The sequence below is a fragment of the Kitasatospora sp. NPDC018058 genome (assembly GCF_044327205.1).
In the GTDB taxonomy this organism is placed as follows: Bacteria; Actinomycetota; Actinomycetes; order Streptomycetales; family Streptomycetaceae; genus Kitasatospora.
The window spans coordinates 130,762-147,598 of sequence record NZ_JBIRFA010000022.1 but is presented as its reverse complement, the minus strand read 5'-3'; the positions used below and the strand labels follow the sequence as shown (position 1 = coordinate 147,598).

12 protein-coding genes are annotated in these 16,837 nt (G+C 73.4%); 6 read left to right on the top strand and 6 right to left on the bottom strand.

Features of this window, described 5'->3' with window-relative positions; translation table 11 throughout:
- Together ACH4E7_RS28595 and ACH4E7_RS28590 are read left to right on the top strand one after the other, a co-directional pair.
- Positions 1–978 (top strand): SpoIIE family protein phosphatase (locus ACH4E7_RS28595; protein ID WP_396251936.1); only part of this gene is annotated, 978 nt, incomplete at its 5' end.
- A 204-nt stretch (positions 979–1,182) separates the two neighbouring features.
- Entirely contained in the window at positions 1,183–2,496 is a 1,314-nt protein-coding gene (locus ACH4E7_RS28590; RefSeq protein ID WP_396251935.1) for a PP2C family protein-serine/threonine phosphatase, read from the top strand.
- A 22-nt stretch (positions 2,497–2,518) separates the two neighbouring features.
- On the opposite strand, the gene ACH4E7_RS28585 is transcribed toward ACH4E7_RS28590, so the two are convergent.
- Positions 2,519–3,802 carry an amidohydrolase family protein gene (locus ACH4E7_RS28585; protein WP_396251934.1) on the bottom strand — a complete coding sequence of 428 codons (1,284 nt, stop codon included), beginning with the start codon at positions 3,800–3,802 and terminating at the stop codon, positions 2,519–2,521.
- Between the two features lie 304 nt (positions 3,803–4,106).
- Between ACH4E7_RS28585 and ACH4E7_RS28580 the strand changes: the two genes are divergently transcribed.
- On the top strand, positions 4,107–5,171 hold the full coding sequence (locus ACH4E7_RS28580) for an alpha/beta fold hydrolase (protein ID WP_396251933.1): 1,065 nt from the start codon (positions 4,107–4,109) through the stop codon (positions 5,169–5,171).
- Between the two features lie 11 nt (positions 5,172–5,182).
- Here ACH4E7_RS28580 and ACH4E7_RS28575 read toward each other — a convergent pair whose 3' ends face one another.
- The 5 genes from ACH4E7_RS28575 to ACH4E7_RS28555 are packed head-to-tail and all read right to left on the bottom strand — an operon-like array spanning position 5,183 to position 11,703.
- Positions 5,183–6,484 (bottom strand): NAD(P)/FAD-dependent oxidoreductase, encoded by a 1,302-nt coding sequence (locus ACH4E7_RS28575; protein ID WP_396251932.1) that lies wholly within the window; start codon positions 6,482–6,484, stop codon positions 5,183–5,185.
- Positions 6,481–7,272 carry an ABC transporter ATP-binding protein gene (locus ACH4E7_RS28570; RefSeq protein ID WP_396251931.1) on the bottom strand — a complete coding sequence of 264 codons (792 nt, stop codon included), beginning with the start codon at positions 7,270–7,272 and terminating at the stop codon, positions 6,481–6,483. The genes ACH4E7_RS28575 and ACH4E7_RS28570 overlap by 4 nt, the downstream gene beginning before the upstream one ends.
- Positions 7,269–9,134, bottom strand: a complete 1,866-nt coding sequence (locus tag ACH4E7_RS28565) for a dipeptide/oligopeptide/nickel ABC transporter permease/ATP-binding protein (protein ID WP_396251930.1) — start codon at positions 9,132–9,134, stop codon at positions 7,269–7,271. The genes ACH4E7_RS28570 and ACH4E7_RS28565 overlap by 4 nt, the downstream gene beginning before the upstream one ends.
- A gap of 2 nt (positions 9,135–9,136) precedes the next feature.
- Positions 9,137–10,105: an ABC transporter permease gene (locus ACH4E7_RS28560; RefSeq protein ID WP_396251929.1), complete on the bottom strand. Its 969-nt coding sequence runs from the start codon at positions 10,103–10,105 to the stop codon at positions 9,137–9,139.
- A 14-nt stretch (positions 10,106–10,119) separates the two neighbouring features.
- Positions 10,120–11,703, bottom strand: a complete 1,584-nt coding sequence (locus ACH4E7_RS28555) for an ABC transporter substrate-binding protein (RefSeq protein ID WP_396251928.1) — start codon at positions 11,701–11,703, stop codon at positions 10,120–10,122.
- 219 nt (positions 11,704–11,922) lie between these two features.
- Between ACH4E7_RS28555 and ACH4E7_RS28550 the strand changes: the two genes are divergently transcribed.
- From ACH4E7_RS28550 to ACH4E7_RS28540, 3 genes are all read left to right on the top strand, one after another.
- Positions 11,923–13,632: a DUF885 domain-containing protein gene (locus ACH4E7_RS28550; RefSeq protein ID WP_396251927.1), complete on the top strand. Its 1,710-nt coding sequence runs from the start codon at positions 11,923–11,925 to the stop codon at positions 13,630–13,632.
- 310 nt (positions 13,633–13,942) lie between these two features.
- Positions 13,943–14,308: a DUF5132 domain-containing protein gene (locus tag ACH4E7_RS28545; protein WP_396251926.1), complete on the top strand. Its 366-nt coding sequence runs from the start codon at positions 13,943–13,945 to the stop codon at positions 14,306–14,308.
- A gap of 262 nt (positions 14,309–14,570) precedes the next feature.
- The gene (locus ACH4E7_RS28540) at positions 14,571–16,817 is read left to right on the top strand and encodes an ATP-binding cassette domain-containing protein (RefSeq protein WP_396251925.1); all 2,247 of its coding nucleotides are present in this window, start codon (positions 14,571–14,573) and stop codon (positions 16,815–16,817) included.
- The last annotated feature ends 20 nt before the right edge of the window (positions 16,818–16,837 follow it).

Genomic DNA, 16,837 nt, shown 5'->3' with positions numbered 1-16,837 from the left:
GACGTCGTCGGCCACGGCCTGCACGCCGCCGCCACCATGGGCCGCCTGCGCACCGCCGTGCTCAACTTCTCCGCCCTCGACCTGCCCCCGGACGAACTGCTCGCCCGCCTCGACGAACTGGTCACCCACCTCGACCACGGCGGGACCACCGAGGACGAGGAGACAGCCGGCGTCACGGGCGCCACCTGCCTGTACGCGGTCTACGATCCGGTCTCCGGACACTGCACCATGGCACTGGCGGGCCACCCCCCGCCCGCGCTGGTGCAGACCGACGGCAGCGTGGAGTTCGTCGACCTGCCCACCGGCCCGCCGCTCGGCGTGGGCGGCCTGCCCTTCGAAGCCGCCGAACTCCAGCTGGCACCCGGCACCGCACTGGTCCTCTACACCGACGGACTCGTCACCAGCCGCGACCGCGACCTGGACAACGGACTCGCCACGTTGTGCCGTTCCCTGGCGCAGGCCCATGCCGACGGATCCCCGGAGGAGACCTGCCGGGCCGTTTTCGACGCGCTGGTCCCGCCACACCCGAGCGACGACATCGCCCTCCTCATCGCCCGCACCCGCCTGTTCGAACCCGACCAGGTGGCCACCTGGGACGTACCCCACGACTTCGCCGCCGTCTCCCGCATCCGCAACGCATGCTCCGACCAGCTGACCACCTGGGGCCTGGAGGACCTGACCTTCACCACCGAACTGATCCTCAGCGAACTGATCACCAACGCCATCCGCTACGGCGCCGCGCCCATCCGCGTCCGCATGCTGCGCGACACCAGCCTGGTCTGCGAGGTCTCCGACAGCAGCAGCACCGCCCCCCACCTGCGCTACGCCGCCACCACGGACGAGGGCGGCCGGGGCCTGTTCCTGGTGGCCCAGCTGGCCGAGCGGTGGGGGACCAGGTACACGGCCCGCGGCAAGGTCATCTGGTCCGAGCAACCGCTGACCGCACCGGAGTTCCAGTTCGAGGCGATGCTGCTGTAGCCCGGAGCGCGGGCACCGCGGGTGCGGGTACCTCGTCCGCACAGGTCGCGGCCTTGCGGGCACACCGGCCCGTCGTCCAGGAGACCGGCGCGGGCGCGGCCACTCCTCCGTCGGCGCGGGCCGGTATCGTTGATCACCGGAGACAGGTCTTCCGAGACGCCCGGTCCGGCCGCGCCGGCCGGTCACGGCGGAAGGACGGGCCCGATGGGTCGCTGGGACGCGGAGCACACCGGTGGCGGCAGGACTCCGGCCGGGATCGACGAGCTGGAGAAACAGCTGCGCGAGCTGGCCGACGCCCGCGGCCGGATGACCGGCCTGCTACAGGCCGTCCTCGCGATCAGCCGCGACCTCGAACTCCCGGTGGTGCTACGCCGGATCGTGACAACCGCGATGGACCTGGCCGGGGCCCGTTACGGGGCACTCGGCGTCCTCGACGAGGACGGCACCCGGCTGGCCGACTTCGTCCCCGTGGGCCTGGACGACCGGCAGCGCGCCCGCCTGGCCGGAGTCGACCTGCCCACCGGCCGCGGGCTGCTCGGCCGCCTGATCCACGACCCGCGGCCGCTGCGCATCGACGACCTCGCCGCCCACCCCGACGCGGGCGGCTTCCCACCGGGCCATCCGCCCATGCGGACCCTGCTCGGCGTCGCCATCAGCGTCCGCGGCCGCATCTACGGCAACCTGTACCTCGCCGACAAACACGACGGCGAACCGTTCGACGTCGACGACGAAGCCCTGATCACCGCCCTGGCCGGAGCCGCCGGCGTGGCGATCGAGAACGCCCGCCTCTACAGCCGCCTGCGCGTCAGTGCCGAGCAGTTCCAGCGGCTGCTGCTCCCGGTCCTGCCCACGCTGGCCCCGCTCGTCGGCTGGGCCGACTACCGGCCCGCCACCGAGCCTGCTCTGCTCGGCGGCGACTGGTACGACGCGCTGGCCCTGCCCGACGGCACCCGGACCGCGGTCATCGGAGACGTGGCCGGCCACGACCTGAGCGCCGCCGCCGTCATGTCGCAGGTGCGCAACATGCTGCGCGCGCTGGCCCACGACGGGGCCGTGCCGCCCAGCGAGATCCTCACCCGGCTCGACCAGGCCGTCCACGACCTCCCCGACGTTCCGATGGCCACCGTCTGCCTAACCCGGCTGGAACCACGCGGCGGGACGTGGACGCTGCACTGGAGCAACGCCGGCCACCTGCCACCCCTGCTCGTCACCTGGGACGGCACCGCCCGCTACCTGGCCACCGACCCCGACCTGCCGATCGGCGTCGACCCGAGCCTGCCGCGCCTCGACCACGCACGGACCCTCCCGCCCCGAGCCACCCTGGTGATGTTCACCGACGGCCTCGTCGAGCATCCCGCCCTCTCCCTGGACGCCGGGCTGCAAGCCGTTGCCGCGACCGCCGCCTCCCTGGCGGACCGGCCACTGGACGAACTCGGGACGGCCCTGGTCGAGGCCCGCCCGGGAGACCTCCACGACGACCTCGCCGTGCTGCTCCTGCGCCTCCCCGGGGCGGGGTGAGGCCGGCGACGGACGGGAGGGGTCAGCCGAGCGCGTTCTTGTGGACGACGCCGCCTTTGACGATGAGGCGCAGACTGCGTTCGGGATCGGCGAGGACGGAGAGGTCGGCGGTCGGGTCGTCGTCGACGACCAGGAGGTCGGCCCATGCTCCCGGGGCGATGACCCCGAGCGGCGCCGCGCCGTAGGGGTCGCGGCGGCCGGACAGGCGGAACAGCTCGGCGTTGCCGGAGGTGGCGGTCCTCAGGGCCTCCACCGGGCCGAGGCGGGTGCCGAGTCGCACCAGCATCTCGTTCTGTCGGTGGGCTTTCCCGGGGTCGAGTACCAGGTCGGTGCCGAAGGCCAGTCGGACGCCGTGTTCACGTGCCCAGGCGAAGACGCGGGCGACGCCTTCGCATACCTCGCGGTTCTTGCGGTCGCTGTCCGGGGAGGCGTAGTGGTGGTCGTCGACCTCGAACGGCTGGGTGCTCAGCCAGACGCCCTTCTCCGCGAGGTAGCGGATCGTGTCCTCGTCGACGAGGTGCCCGTGCTCGATGCAGCGCACCCCGGCCTCCACCGCGCGGCGCACGCCTTCGGAGGTGTAGACGTGCACGGTCACATAGGTACCCCAGTCGGAGGCCGCGGCGACCGCCGCCTCCAGTTCCGCAGGGGTGAACTGCAGCACGTCCAGCGGGTCGTACTCGGAGATGACGCCGCCGCCGGCCATCAGCTTGATCTGCGCGGCGCCCTTCCTCAGCTGCTCGCGCACTGCCGCGAGCACCCGCTCCGGTCCGTCGGCCACCCGGGTGAAGCCGATCTGTTCGGATCGGGCCGGCGGTCCGCCCAGGGCGGTCGGGGCGTCGTAGACCGTCCCGAAGTCGCCGTGGCCGGCGGTTTGGGAGACGGCCGCCTGGCTCGGGTAGATCCGTGGACCCGGGAACAGCCCGCGGTCGAGGACCCGCCGCAGCGGCTCGGTGTCGCCGGCCATGTCCCGCACCGTGGTGAAGCCGCGCATCAGCATGTCGCGGGCCGCGGCCAGGGCCTGGTAGTAGACGGTGCCGGTCGGCGCGAGCTGCAGCTCCGCCATGGTGCCGCCGATCGCGAACAGGTGGACGTGTGCGTCGGTGAGTCCCGGGATGAGCGTGCGGCCCCCGCCGTCGAGCACCGTCGCCCCTTGAGGGGCGCTGCGCGGGAGGGGGCGGTCCAGGAGCACCTCCGCGATCCTGTCCCGTTCGATGCGGACGTGTCCCGGCACCGCCTCCCCGCCGATCCCGTCGAAGACGCGCACGTTCGTCACCAGCAGCCCGGTACCCGAGTCGTCGACACCCATGCCGCTATCCTCGACCGGCCGCGGAGCCGGGACCAGGGGTACGGACCGATCGGTCGATCGGTCGATCGGGCGACGCCCGGCCGTCAGTCGACCGGCGCAGCCCCGCGCGCGTAGCCGGTGTCGAGGCCGCCTCGGCGTGCGGTTCGCATCCTGCCGCCCCCGGCGATGACCCAGGATCCTCGGGCGTGCGCGACGCGTACTCGAGCGGTGGCGGGGTGAGGGCGCGAGCAGTTGGGGGAAGAAGACGGACAGGGGGCAGTTGTCGGGCTGCGGTCGCGGAGGGCCGATGCGACGGGACGGGCGGGTGGCGAACTCCTTGTTCGCACTGCTGAGCCGGGACTGGGCAGGAGTGCCGGTCGCGCTGGTGGCGGCAGGAGTGGGCGGCGGACTCGTCGGGGTGGGGGCGGCCTGGGCGGTGGCGCTCGGTGGCCTGACGGTGGCTTTCGGTGCGGTGCTGCTGGCCGGGGCCGTTCGTCACCTGATGCTGGTGGCCCGCGAGGGGCGGGAGAATCCGCCGCCAGGGCGGCTGGTCGATGTGGGTGGTCACCGGATGCACGTCCTCGCCGAGGGGGAGGCGGACGGCGGGCCGACCGTGGTGTGGATGCCCGGCGGACACGCGCCAGGTCAGGACTTCCGGGAGCTGCACACGATGCTGGCGGCCCGGACGCGCTCGGTGCTGGTCGACCGGTTCGGAACGGGTTGGAGTGACGTCGGGCCCTTCCCGAGGACGACGGCGGGCGAGGCGGAGGAGCTGCTGGCGGCGCTGGAGGGGGCGGGGGAACGGGCCCCCTTCGTGCTCGTCGGTCATTCCTTCGGCGGGTTGCTGGTCGCGAACGTGGCCAGGCGCCGGCCGGATCTGGTGGCCGGGCTCGTGCTGCTGGACCCGACGCCCCTGGAGGTCATCGCCTTCGCGCCGCCCAACCGACGGCTCGCGGGGATGCGTCGCGGTTTCCTGCTGACGGCGGTGCGGCAGCTGTTCGGTGCGCACCGCGGCTCCGGCGGCCGGGCCGGGCAGGGCTGCGCCGCCGCGTCGATCTTCGCTGAGCTGTCGCCGTCCGGGTTGGCGAGAGTCGGCTGGGAGACCGTGGTGTACGACGGGGATCTCGGAGACCTCCCGCTGGTGCTGGTGATACCCCGGGATCTCACGGGCGGTGAGGGGGTGCTGGCCGGGGCCCGGGACGCGGTCGAGGCCGAGCGGATCAGCCGCTTCTATCTCCGCAGCAGGGTTCGGTACCTGGCGGCGTCGACGGCGTCACGGCTGGTGCACACGCCGGAGGGGACGGGCCACGACTTCCCGCACGAGGCGCCCGAGTTCGTGGTCGGCGTGGTCGAGGACCTGGTGCGGGAGCTGCGGGTGATCAGCCGTTGACCGTCCGCCGATCAGCCCATGACCGTGCGCGCGGAGCCGGCCCGGACCGGGCGTCGGCGGGAGAAGGAGCCCAGGTCCACGACGTTGCCGGTGTGTTCGCAGCGGTAGCGGACCGGGTCGCCGTCGTGGTCGTGGCCGGCTTCGACCAGGTCGATCAGGATCGCGAGGAAGCGGCCCACCAGCGGGGCGTTCTTGAACTGGTTGCCGCTGGTGCCCATGGCGACGTAGTAGCCGTCGAGGGCGGTGCGGTCGTAGATCGGGGTCCAGTCGTCGGCGACGTCGTACACCCCCGCGACCCCGAGCGGCCGGTTGGGGACGCCGATCGCCGGGAAGCGGCGCGAGGCCCGGGTCACCTGGGTGCGGAAGCGGTGGGCGCTGGGGCGGGGGTCGGCCTCGTCCGGATCGTCGATCCACTCGGGCGGGTCGCAATCCGGCTCGGTGCCGCCGACCAGGAGGTGCCCGCCGGAGGCGGGGCGCAGGTAGGTGCCGAGGTCGAGGTCGGCGACCACGGGGCCGGGGCCGGCGTGGCCGCTCGGTGCGGCGACCTGGTGGACCTCCTCGCGCAGCGGGCGCACGCCGATCGTGAAGTCCCTCCCGACCCCCGCCAGCCGGTTGAGGCCGCCTGACCACGGACCGGCGGCGTTGACCACGACCGGTGCGGCGATCCGTGCGCCGTCGGCGAGACGGATGCCCGTCACCCGGTTCGCGTGCCGGTCGACGGCCACCACGGTGTGGTGGAACAGGAAGCGTGTGCCCAGCTCGCCCGCCGCGTCGGCGAGGTTCTGGGCGGCGAGCTGCGGGTCGTCGACGAACCCGGCGTCCGGGGTGAACAGGGCGCCGAGCTCCCCGGCCGGGCCGACGAAGAAGGCGTCGTCGTCCACCGGTTTCGGAGGCCAGTACCGCCCGGGATCGATCCCGGGGAGGCGCCCGCGCAGGGTCGGGGTGTCCCACCGTTCGTACGGGACGCCGGCGCGGTCGAACAAGGCGGTGACCTCGGACGGTGCGACAGCGGGGGAGTCGAGCAGCACGGCGCCGGTGCGGTGGAAGGCGGCGAGCGGGCGGCGGCCGGTGAGCCGAAGGTGCTCGGGCCAGGACGTCCAGAGGTGCTGGGCCTCCCAGGCCGTGGCGACGCCGTCGACGGTGGAGTAGTTGAACCGGATGATCGCGCTGGAGGCGCTGGTGGAGCCGTGGCCGGCGGCGCCCGCCTTGTCCACGACGACCACCTGCCGCCCGGTGCGGGCGAGTTCGAGGGCGATGGCGGCGCCGATCACCCCGGCTCCGACGACCACCGCGTCCGGTCGGACGACGGTCATGCCGGCCTCCGATCGGGCGGGGGTGTGCGCAGGCTCGGCACGGCGGCGAGCAGGGTCCGGGTGTACGGGTGCCGCGGGATGCGCAGGAGGGCGCCGGTGGGGGCGGTCTCGACGATCCGGCCGTGCCGCATGACCGCCACCACGTCGGAGACGTGGCAGACCGCCGGCAGGTTGTGGCCGATGAACAGCATGGACAGGCCCAGCTCGCGCTGGAGTTCGCGGATCGTGTTGAGGACGGCGGCCTGCACCGAGACGTCGAGCGCCGAGGTGATCTCGTCGGCGATCAGCAGGCCGGGTTCGACGGCCAGGGCCCGGGCGATGGCGACCCGCTGTCGCTGGCCGCCGGAGAGCTGTCGCGGCAGGCGGTCGGCGAGCCGGGGATCCAGGCCGACGAGGCCGAGCAGGGCGGCGACGCGCGCGGCACGGGCGGGCCGGTCGAGTCGGTGGAAAACGGTGGCCGCTTCGACGAGCGTCCGGCGGACCGTCATCCGGGGGTCCAGCGCGGTGTCCGGGTCCTGGAGGACGACCTGGACCAGGCGGCCGAGCCGGCGCCGGTCGCGGACGGTGCGGATGCGGACCTCCTGGCCGTCGAGCAGGACCCGGCCCCCGTGCAAGGGGCCGAGGCCGACGATCGCGCGGGCCAGGCTCGACTTCCCGGAGCCGGACTCGCCCACGAGCCCGAGCGTGGTGCCGGACGGGATCTCCAACGAGACGCCGTCCACGACGGTGACGGGGCCGCGTGGACCGGGATGGCGGACGGTGAGATCGGAGACCTGAAGGGCGGTCATGACGCGACCGCCGTCTCCGGGTTCGCCGTCACCGGTACCGGATACCAGCATGCGACCCGGTGGTCGGCATCGAGGTCCTCCAGCGGTGGGGCCTGCTCGGCACAGTGGTCCCGGCGGCGCGGGCAGCGGGGCTCGAACGGACAGCCCGGGGCAGGTGTGAGCGGGTCGGGCGGCGCGCCCGAGACGGTCGGCAGCGGCCGGTCGCGGTCCGCGGTGAGGTCCGGCACCGACTCGACCAGCGCGCGGGTGTAGGGGTGCCGGGTGCCGGCGGCGAGTCGGTCGGCGGGCAGGGTCTCGACGACGGTGCCCGCGTACATCACCAGGACCCGTTCGCAGAACTCGCCCACGAGCGCGATGTCGTGACTGATGAACAGGATCGCGGCGGAGGTGTCCCGCCGGATCTCGGACAGGAGCCGGGTGATCTGCCGCTGCACGGTGACGTCGAGCGCGGTGGTGGGCTCGTCGGCGATGATCAGGCTCGGCCGCACCATCAGCCCGGACGCGATCATCACCCGCTGGCGCTGGCCGCCGGAGAGCTGGTGAGGGCGGGAGCGCGACACGGCGGGGGGGAGGGCGACCCGACGCAGGGCGTCGGAGGCCTCCGACGTGGCCTGAGCGCGGCTCGCGCCGCGATGGACCCGGACGGTCTCGGTGAGCTGGGTGGCGACCCGCAGGGACGGGTTGAGCGCCGACGCCGGGTTCTGGAAGATCATCGCCAGGCCCGTCGCGAGGTGATGGTCCCGCTCCTTCGGTGTCATGGCGGCGAGGTCGGCGCCGAGCAGGCGGAGGGTGCGCCGGGACACCCAGGCACCCTCCGGGAGCAGGTCGGCGATGGCGAGCGCGGTGAGCGACTTGCCCGAACCCGACTCGCCGACGAGTCCGACGATCTCGCCCGGCCGCAGCGAGAGGCTCACCCCGCGCACCGGCCGGATCACCCCGTCCGGAGTGGGGAGTTCGACGCCGAGGTCCTCGACCTGGAGCACCAGGCCGTCCTCGGCGGGCCCGCTGGGGGCGAGCGGGGGCGCGGTCGTACGTGGCGCCGGGCCGCGCCGGGCGACGCCGCCGGCCAGGACCTCGCCGAGCAGCTGGAAGGCCAGGGCCGCGTAGAGGATGGCCAGACCCGGGGCGAGGGCGGGGAGGGGGTCGGCGTAGATGCGGTCGAGCCCCTGGTTGAGCAGCTGCCCCCAGTCGTAGCCGGGCGGTTGGACGCCGAGGCCGAGGAAGCTCAGCCCGGAGAGCGCGATGAGGGCGGTGCCCGCCGCCGTGGTGGTGCTCAGCAGCAGCGGTTCGGCGATGTTGGGCAGGACGTGGCGCCACAGCAACCGGTGCCGACGCAGGCCGAGGACCCGGGCCGCGGCCAGGTGGTCGGTGCCCGCCACACCGGCCGCGAGGGTCTGGGCGAGCCGGGCGAATCCGGGAACGCCGGCGACGGCGAGGGCGAGCATCGCCCCGCCGGCGCCCGCACCGAACACGACGGCGAGGAACATCGCGACCAGGAGCGCGGGGAAGGCGAGCAGGAGGTTGATCAGCCCGGCGACCAGCCGGCGGGCGCGGGGAGCGAGGACGGCGGTGGACGCCCCGAGGAGGACTCCCGCGGTCGCGCCGAGCAGGACCGCCGCCAGCGCGAGCAGCAGGGAGGGTCGGGTGGCCGTCAGGACCCGGGCGAGCAGGTCCCGGCCGAGGTTGTCGGTACCGAACGGGTGTGCCACGGACGGGCCCTGGAGCACCGCGGAGGGGTCCGGGCGATCGGCCGACGCGCCCCAGACGAGCGGGCCGAGCAACGCGAGTACGACCAGCGACGTCAGCATGGCCGCCGTGACCCAGGCCATCGGCGAGCGGAGGCGTCCGAGTGGACGGGGCATGGTCACATCTCCCGGATCGCCGAACGGGGGTCGAGCACGGCCAGCAGCACGTCGACCAGGAGGCCGGCGAGCAGCACGGCCGTGCCCAGCAGCAGCACCATCGCCTGGACCACCGGGTAGTCCTGCGTGACCACGGACTGTGCCATGGCCGAACCGATGCCGGGCCAGGCGAAGACCTTCTCGACCAGCACCGTGCCGGCGATCAGGGCGGGCAGCAGGCTTCCGGCGACGGTGAGTGCGGCGGTCGCCGTGTTGGGCGCGACGTGCCGCAGGTAGCGGCGGGCGGGGGACAGCCGTTTGCTCCGGGCGGTGCGCAGGTAGTCCTCGTTCAGCACCTTCAGCGCCTCCACCCGGACGATGCGCACCAGGACGGCGGTGGGCGCGAGGGCGAGCGCGAGGACCGGCAGGACGAAGGATTCGGCGCCCGCCGCACCGGCCACCGGGAACAGCTGGAGGCCGACGGCCAGCAGCGCGGTGAGCCCGGCGGCCAGGACGAAGTCCGGCACCCCGGCCAGGCCCGCGGTGACCGCGGTGAACGCGAGCTCGGTGCGCGGATGCCGGCCGTCGCGGGTGCGGACGGCGGCCAGCAGGCCGCCGGGCAGGGCGACGGCGAGGGTGACCAGGAAGGCGAGGCCGGCGATTTCCAGGGTGGCCGGCAGCCGGGTGCGGACCAGCTCCGCGACCGGTGTCCCGGTGACCAGTGAGGTGCCGAGGTCACCGTGGACGAGGCCGTCGAGGTAGTGCCGGTACTGCGACAGGAAGGGTGCGTCGAGCCCGAGTTGGTGTCTGCGGGCGGCCACCAGGGCGGGGGCCGCGTCGACACCGAGCGCGGCGCGGACCGGGTCGCCGGGGACGAGGCGGATCATCGCGAACGACGCGGTGAGCACGACCGCGAGGGAGAGGAGCAGCCGGGCGGTGCGGCGGCCGAGGAACGCCGTCCAGGGGTGCCGCAGCAGCTGGGGTACGGGCACGGTGGGTCCCCCGGTCACTGGTGGAGGCGGATGCTGGTGGGGATGAGCTGGCCGCCGAAGGTGGTGGCGAAGGTGGTGCGGTAGCCGTACACGGTGCTCCGGCCGTCCGCGATCGGCAGGGCGTCGGCCGAGCGGAGGAGCGCGGCGGTGGCCCGGTTCCAGGTGCCGCAGCCGGCCGTGTCGGTCTCCTGGAGTGCCTGGGCGACCAGCGCGTCGTACGCGGGGTCGGTCACGCCCGCGAAGTTGAGGCCCTGGGCGGGAGTGGGGCCGGAGAAGAACGGGATGAAGCCGACCGGCAGGGCGAAGCCCGGCGAGGTGCCGACCACGACGTCGAACTCGCCGCTCTGGTACATGGCGTTGACGAGGGCGGGCAGGCTCTCGGTGACCAGGTCGACCCGCGCGCCGAGCGCCGTCCATTCCCGGGCCATCAGCTCGGCGACGGACGGCAGGGTCGGGCCGAGGTCAGGGCTGGTGATCAGGCGCAGTCGGAGCGGTCGGCCGTCCTTGGTGAGGGGGCCGTCGGCGGTGCGGGTCCAGCCGGCGGCGCGCAGGGCCTCGGCGGCGTCCTGCGCGGGCAGGTTGGCGGGGGCGAGGTCGGCGTGGCAGACGGCGCCCTCGGCGTCGAAGTCGGTGGCGGGCTCGCCCGTGCCGCCGACGGCGACGTTGGCGAGCCCCTGGCGGTCGAGGGCGGAGACCAGGGCGCGGCGCAGCGCCGGGTCGGAGAGGGCCCGGCCGGGGCGCTGGTTGAAGAAGGTCAGCCCGACCACGGTCGCCACGTCCGTGGTGGCCAGGCCGTGGTCGGTGAGCCGGGTGCGGTCCGGCCCGTTCACGTTCGCGATGTCGACACCGCCGGTGAGGAGCAGGTTCGCCGCGGTGGAGGCCTGGGGCACCACCGAGACGGCGATGTGCGCGGGGAGGCCGGGCGCCGCGGTCGTCGCCCCGTCGGGTCCCCAGGAGTAGCCGTCGCGGACGGTGAACTCGTACGGTCCGCCGGGGGTGTAGCGGGTCAGCACGTAGGGGCCGGTGCCCTGGGTGGCGCGGTCCAGCGACTGGGGCCGGTCGAGTCCGGCGGGGCAGACGATCGGCAGCAGGCCGAGGGTGCGGGTGAGGAACGGGAAGGGGGCGGTGGTGGTCGCCGACACCGTGCCGGTCACGTCGTCGGCTTTCGCGGTGAACGGGACGTTCGGCAGGACGGTCTGGGCGCCGGCGAGTTGGTTGGCCGGGTCGCCCGCGTAGGTGAGCGCGCGGGCCACCGCCGAGGCGGTGAGGGGAGTGCCGTCGGAGCAGGTGACGCCCGGACGGAGGGTGAAGGCGGCCGTGGTGGTCGTGGCCTGCCAGGACGAGGCCAGGCCGGTGACCACGGTGCCGTCGGCGGCGATGTTGACCAGCGAGTCGTAGGCGTAGCGGGCCTGGGCGGAGCCGAAGGCGGTGTACGGGTTGAAGCTCGGGGTCTCACTGGCCGTCGCGATCCGGACGGTCCCGCGGTCCACCAAGGGCGTGGTCGTCGAGGACCGGGCGGCGCCGCCGCAGCCGCTCAGCGCGACGGCCGCAACGGTCATGGTGGCCGTCAGGGCGACCGGCAGGGGGCGACGGAACATGGCGTCATGGTGCCACCGGGCATTGGCGGTGGCGAGTCAACTCGTGCACGGGGAAGGCGTGTTCGAATGAACGGAGCCGCCTCTCGCCTTGGCGTGAGCGGTGGGCGTCGGCGTGGACGGCGGGGGCGGTGCGATCCTGATTCACTCTTTCGAAGGATGCCGCGGCCTGTGTGCCGCAGACCGGACGACCTGGCGGTCCGTCATCGCCAGTATGTCGGCATGAGGACGAACGAACCGGGTCGCGAGGTCGGTCACCTGGCGGACCGTTACTGGGAGTTCCTGCTGGAGCGGGACCCGTTGCTGCGAGTCCGCCAGGGACTCCCGGTCGAGACGCTGCCGGGGGCGTCGCTCGCCGAGGCCGAGGAGCGGGCACGGTTCGCCGCGGGCGTGCTGGACCGGGTCCGGGCGCTCGACGGCGCGGAGCCGTCCGGTGCCGACGCCGACACCGCGGCCGTCCTCGCGGCGCTGGCCGAGCAGGAGCTGCGGGCCCGCCGGTGGTACTGGCTGACGCCGGCCGTCACGCCGTACCGGCTGTTCCCGCTGTCGCTGTACGTCGACGTGGTCCTGGGCCCCTACCGGTTCGCCGAACGGCCCGACGCCGAGCGGTACGTGACGCTGGTGCGCGAACTGGCGCGGGTGGTCGGCTCGATCGGCGACAAGGTGGTCGGGCAGGCCGCGCGCGGCTTCCGGGTGCCCGCCCCGGCCCTGGCCGGCGTGCGGGCCACCGTCGAGGGCCTGCGAGCCTCGGCGGCGCGGCGGGTGGCGGTGGCGGACGACCGGCTCGGTGGGCTGGGGCCGGCTGAGCGCGGACGCCTTCGGGACGGCGTACGGCGGCTGGTGGAGGCCGAGTTGACGCCGGCCTTCGACCGGCTGCTCGCCCTCGTCGATGACCCGGTCTATCGGGGAGAGGTGCCGCAGGAGGTCGGCTGGGCGCGCTACGAGGACGGCGAAGAGGCGTACCGGGACTTCGTCCGGACCGACACCGGGGGCGACACCGCGCCCGAGCGGCTCCACGAGCTCGGCCGCGACCAGTGTCGCGAACTGGCCGGGCGGATGCGCGAGGTGCGCGCGACCCTGGGCTTCCCGGGCCCCGAGGCCGAGTTCCACGACCGGCTCAGGACCGAGCCCCGGCTGTACGCCCGGACGCCCGAGGAGGTCGAGGCCCGGTTCCGTGGCCACCTCGACCGACTGGCCCCCCTGCTGCCGCGGTGGTTCGCCACCTTGCCGGCCGCGCCGTACGGGCTGGCCCGGCTGGATCCGGCACTGGAGTCGGGGATGACCTTCGGGTACTACGAGCCGCCGACCGCTGCCAGTCCGGTCGGGCGCTACCGCTACAACGGCTCGGACCTGGACCGGAGATCGCTGATCGGTTCGGCCTCCCTGATCTATCACGAGCTGGCGCCGGGGCACCACTTCCACCTCGCCCGTCAGGCGGAGGACCGATCGCTTCCACAACTACGGCGTGAGACAGCCGAGTTCGGCGCGTTCAACGAGGGCTGGGCCGAGTATGCGGCGGGGCTCGGCTGGGAGATGGGCCTCTACGAGGACCCGTGGGACGCGTACGGGCGCCTCGCGCAGGAGCGGTTCACCGCGCAGCGGCTCGTCGTCGACACCGGGCTCAACCTCGGGACGATGAGCCTCGCCCAGGCACGGGACTTCATGCGCGCCAACTCCACCGAGGCGGACGGCCAGATCGGCTCGGACCTGTTGCGGTACTCGACGGATCTGCCAGGGCAGGCGCTCTCCTACCGCGCGGGCTTCCTGGAGTTCGGTCGGCTGCGGGAGCGGGCCGAAGCGGACCTCGGCGCCGGGTTCGACGTGCGGGCCTTCCATGAGGCGGTGCTGGGAGGTGGTGCGCTGCCGTTCCCCGCCCTGGGTCGGAGGGTGGCGCGCGAACTCGGCAGCCGTCATGTCGGCGATCACTATTAATAGGTAAATCGGACGCGAATTTCCCATGTCGGGTGGGTTTACCGAAATCCGTAGCGGTGGGGAGCATGGGTGACACTCGCATGGGTGAAACCCGTCGAGGCTGTTTGGCTTCGATGGACATGGCTCGACTACGGTGGCGGAGGAGCGGGCGGTGGACCCCATCGACGAGGAATTCGACCCGGCCGGGAATCCGGCACGCGGATCGAGAATTCCGGAAATGGGTGCTTCCGTCTGCCCTGCTGTGCGTGCTCCGGAGTTCGCAGTGCCCGGGGTCCCCTGTCATCCGTCTGCGTAGAGAGGTTGGAGCATCATGCCGCCCGTAGTCCCGCCGTTCCTGGTCGGTCTCATTGTCGCGCCACTGGCCAAGCGTCTCCTCAAGCCGCTGGTGCGCGGCGTCGTCAAGACGTCCGTCGGTATTGCCCTGGAGGTGAAGAAGGCGGCCCATGAGGCCGGCGAGAACATCCACGACCTCGCGGCCGAGGTGGCTGCCGACATGGTGGCGGCGCAGATCGCCTCCGATGACGGCCACCGGGCCGCCGAGAGCGCGGCCTCGATCGGGGAGAGGGGCGGGGTCACCGACCGGGCCGAGGGCGAGGCGAGGGGACCGAAGATCCGCGCGACCGCCGGTGCCGGTGCCGGTGCCGGTGCCGGCGTCGGCGCCGGCAAGGCGCACTGACGCCCTGATTCGCGACCCGGCCCGCCGCCTGGGCGCGCCTTCCGGCCGGTCTCGGAAGGCGTGTCCACGCGGCGGTCGGCCGTGGGCCTGTCGGCCGCATCGATTTCCCCGTCAGATTTTCCACTCCGTCGGAGTAATCCGCCGTGCGCAGAATTCCGACGCGCCCGCTGACGGATTAACCCGTGACCTCCGCAAACAGGTGATCGTACACATGCCATCTCTGCTGGGTGCCGCAGCCGGATTCCGCTCCGCGGATGTGGACGTGAGCCCACGCTCGGTCATTCCGGGCCGCCAGCGCTGGGACGTCAAGCTGGTTCTCGGACAGCCCCGGACGGCCCGAGTCCTCGCCGCGGCGCTGCGCCGCATCCCCGGGATCACCGAGGCCCACGCCAACCCGATCACCGGTGGGGTCCTCGTCCGCCACGACGCGCGGGTGCGTGCCGCGGACGTCGGTCGGATCATGCGCAGGGCGGTCGCCCTGGTGGCGGAGGGTCCGGCCAGGACGGGACGTACGGCGTCGGTCCGGCCGGCCGCCGACCCGGCTTCGCGTCCGGACCGCGGCCTCGTCGTGCGTCCCGTCCTCGCGGTGGGCGGCGGGGTGGCGGCCGGCATCGCGCTGATCCGCGGGTCGGCGCTGAGCAAGCAGCTGGTGGCACTCGGCGGGGTGGCGGCAGCGACCGCGGCCGTCGTCCGGAAGGCCTGGCGCAGAACGGTCGACGGCACCAGGGAACTGTCCGGGTCCGGCACTGAACGACACCCCCTGCTGGAGATCGTCGGACCGCACCGGAAGCGGCTCTACCGCGCCTCCGCGCTCTCGGTCGCCTGTCAGATCTCGGAGATGGCGCTCGGCACCTTCCTCGGCTGGACGGGACTGGTGCTGATCAAGGGCGAGGCCGCGCCGCTGGTCAGTCTCGGCCTGACCACCGCTTCCGCCCAACTCTGGGGCCTGGCAGGGTTGGTGGCGGTCGCCTGCGCCGCCGTGGCGGGCCTCTCGTACACCTCGAACCTCCAGTGGCGCCGACTCGGCCAGGACATCGAGCACGACTGGCGAAACCGGACGTTCGGGCACGTGCAGCACCTCGAACTGCGGCATCTGGAGGGCGAGCGCACCAGCCGGGTCGCCGGTGCGCTCACCGACGACGTCGGCCAGCTGGGCACCTTCTTCGCCGGCTCGGCCAGCGACGTGCTGCAGCTGGGCACCAGCCTGGCTCTCCTGGTGCCGGCGTTCCTGCTGCTGGCCCCGCAGATCGCCTGGATCGCGTTCCTGCCCATCCCGGTGATCGCCTGGCTGTCACTCCACTACCAGGACAAGGCCGCGGCCGACTACGCCGTCTCCGGTGAGAACCGGGCCAGGCTGCACAGCCGGCTGGTCAACACGCTGGAAGCCGGTGCCACCGTCAAGAGCTTCTGCACCGAGGACTACGAGGCCGAACGCATCGACGACTTGAGTGAAGCGGTCCAGGAGAGCAACCGGCAGACCGACCGGAGCACGATCCGCCACGCCGAGACCGTCCGGGCCTGCACGACCGCCTCGATGGCCGGCACCCTGCTGGTCGGCGGCCGCGCGGTGCTCAACGGCACCCTCCGGTTCGAGGTGTTCAGCCCGCTGATCGGGCTGCCCCAGATGGTGCTGCTGCGGATGAACCGGATCGGCGGCATCGTCGACCAGTACCAGCGCACGCTCGCCTCCTACGACCGGGTCCAGCGGCTCCGCTCCCTGCCCGTCGAGGCCGACGGCACCGGCGGACCGCTCGACGCCGAGAAGGTCCGGGGCGAGATCGTCCTCGACGAGGTGACCTTCGCCTACCCGGGACGGCCGCCGGCGCTGGACGACCTCTCGCTGACCATCCCCGCCGGCCAGACCACCGCCCTCGTCGGCGCCACCGGCTCCGGCAAGACCACGATCGCCAAGCTGCTGATGCGTTTCGAGGACGTGGAGTTCGGCTCCGTGCTGCTCGACGGTCGGGACGTGCGCGACCTGGCGCGGCACGACCTGCGCCACGCGATCGGGTTCGTCGCCCAGGACCCGTTCCTCTTCGACGGCACCATCGCCGACAACATCCGCTACGGCAGTTTCCGGGCCTCGGACGAGGCCGTGGTCGAGGCGGCCACGATGGCCGAGGCGCACACCTTCATCGCGACGCTGCCGGACGGCTACGACACGGTGATCGGCGAGCGCGGTGCCGCCCTCTCGGGCGGTCAACGGCAACGGATCGCCCTGGCCCGGGCGATCCTCAAGGACGCACCGGTCGTGATCCTCGACGAGGCCACCTCCGCCGTGGACAACGAGACCGAGGCCGCCATCCAGCGCACGCTCCGCGGCTTCGCGGCCGACCGGACGATGGTCATCATCGCCCACCGGCTCTCCACCGTCCGCCACGCGGACCGGATCTACGTCATGGACAAGGGCGGCGTCGTGGCCGAGCAGGGCACCCACGACGAACTCCTCGCCCAGCACGGACTCTACGCATCCCTCTGGCAGCTCCAGGCCGGCGAACTCGCCGCCTGACCGCAGCAAGCCGCCCCGCC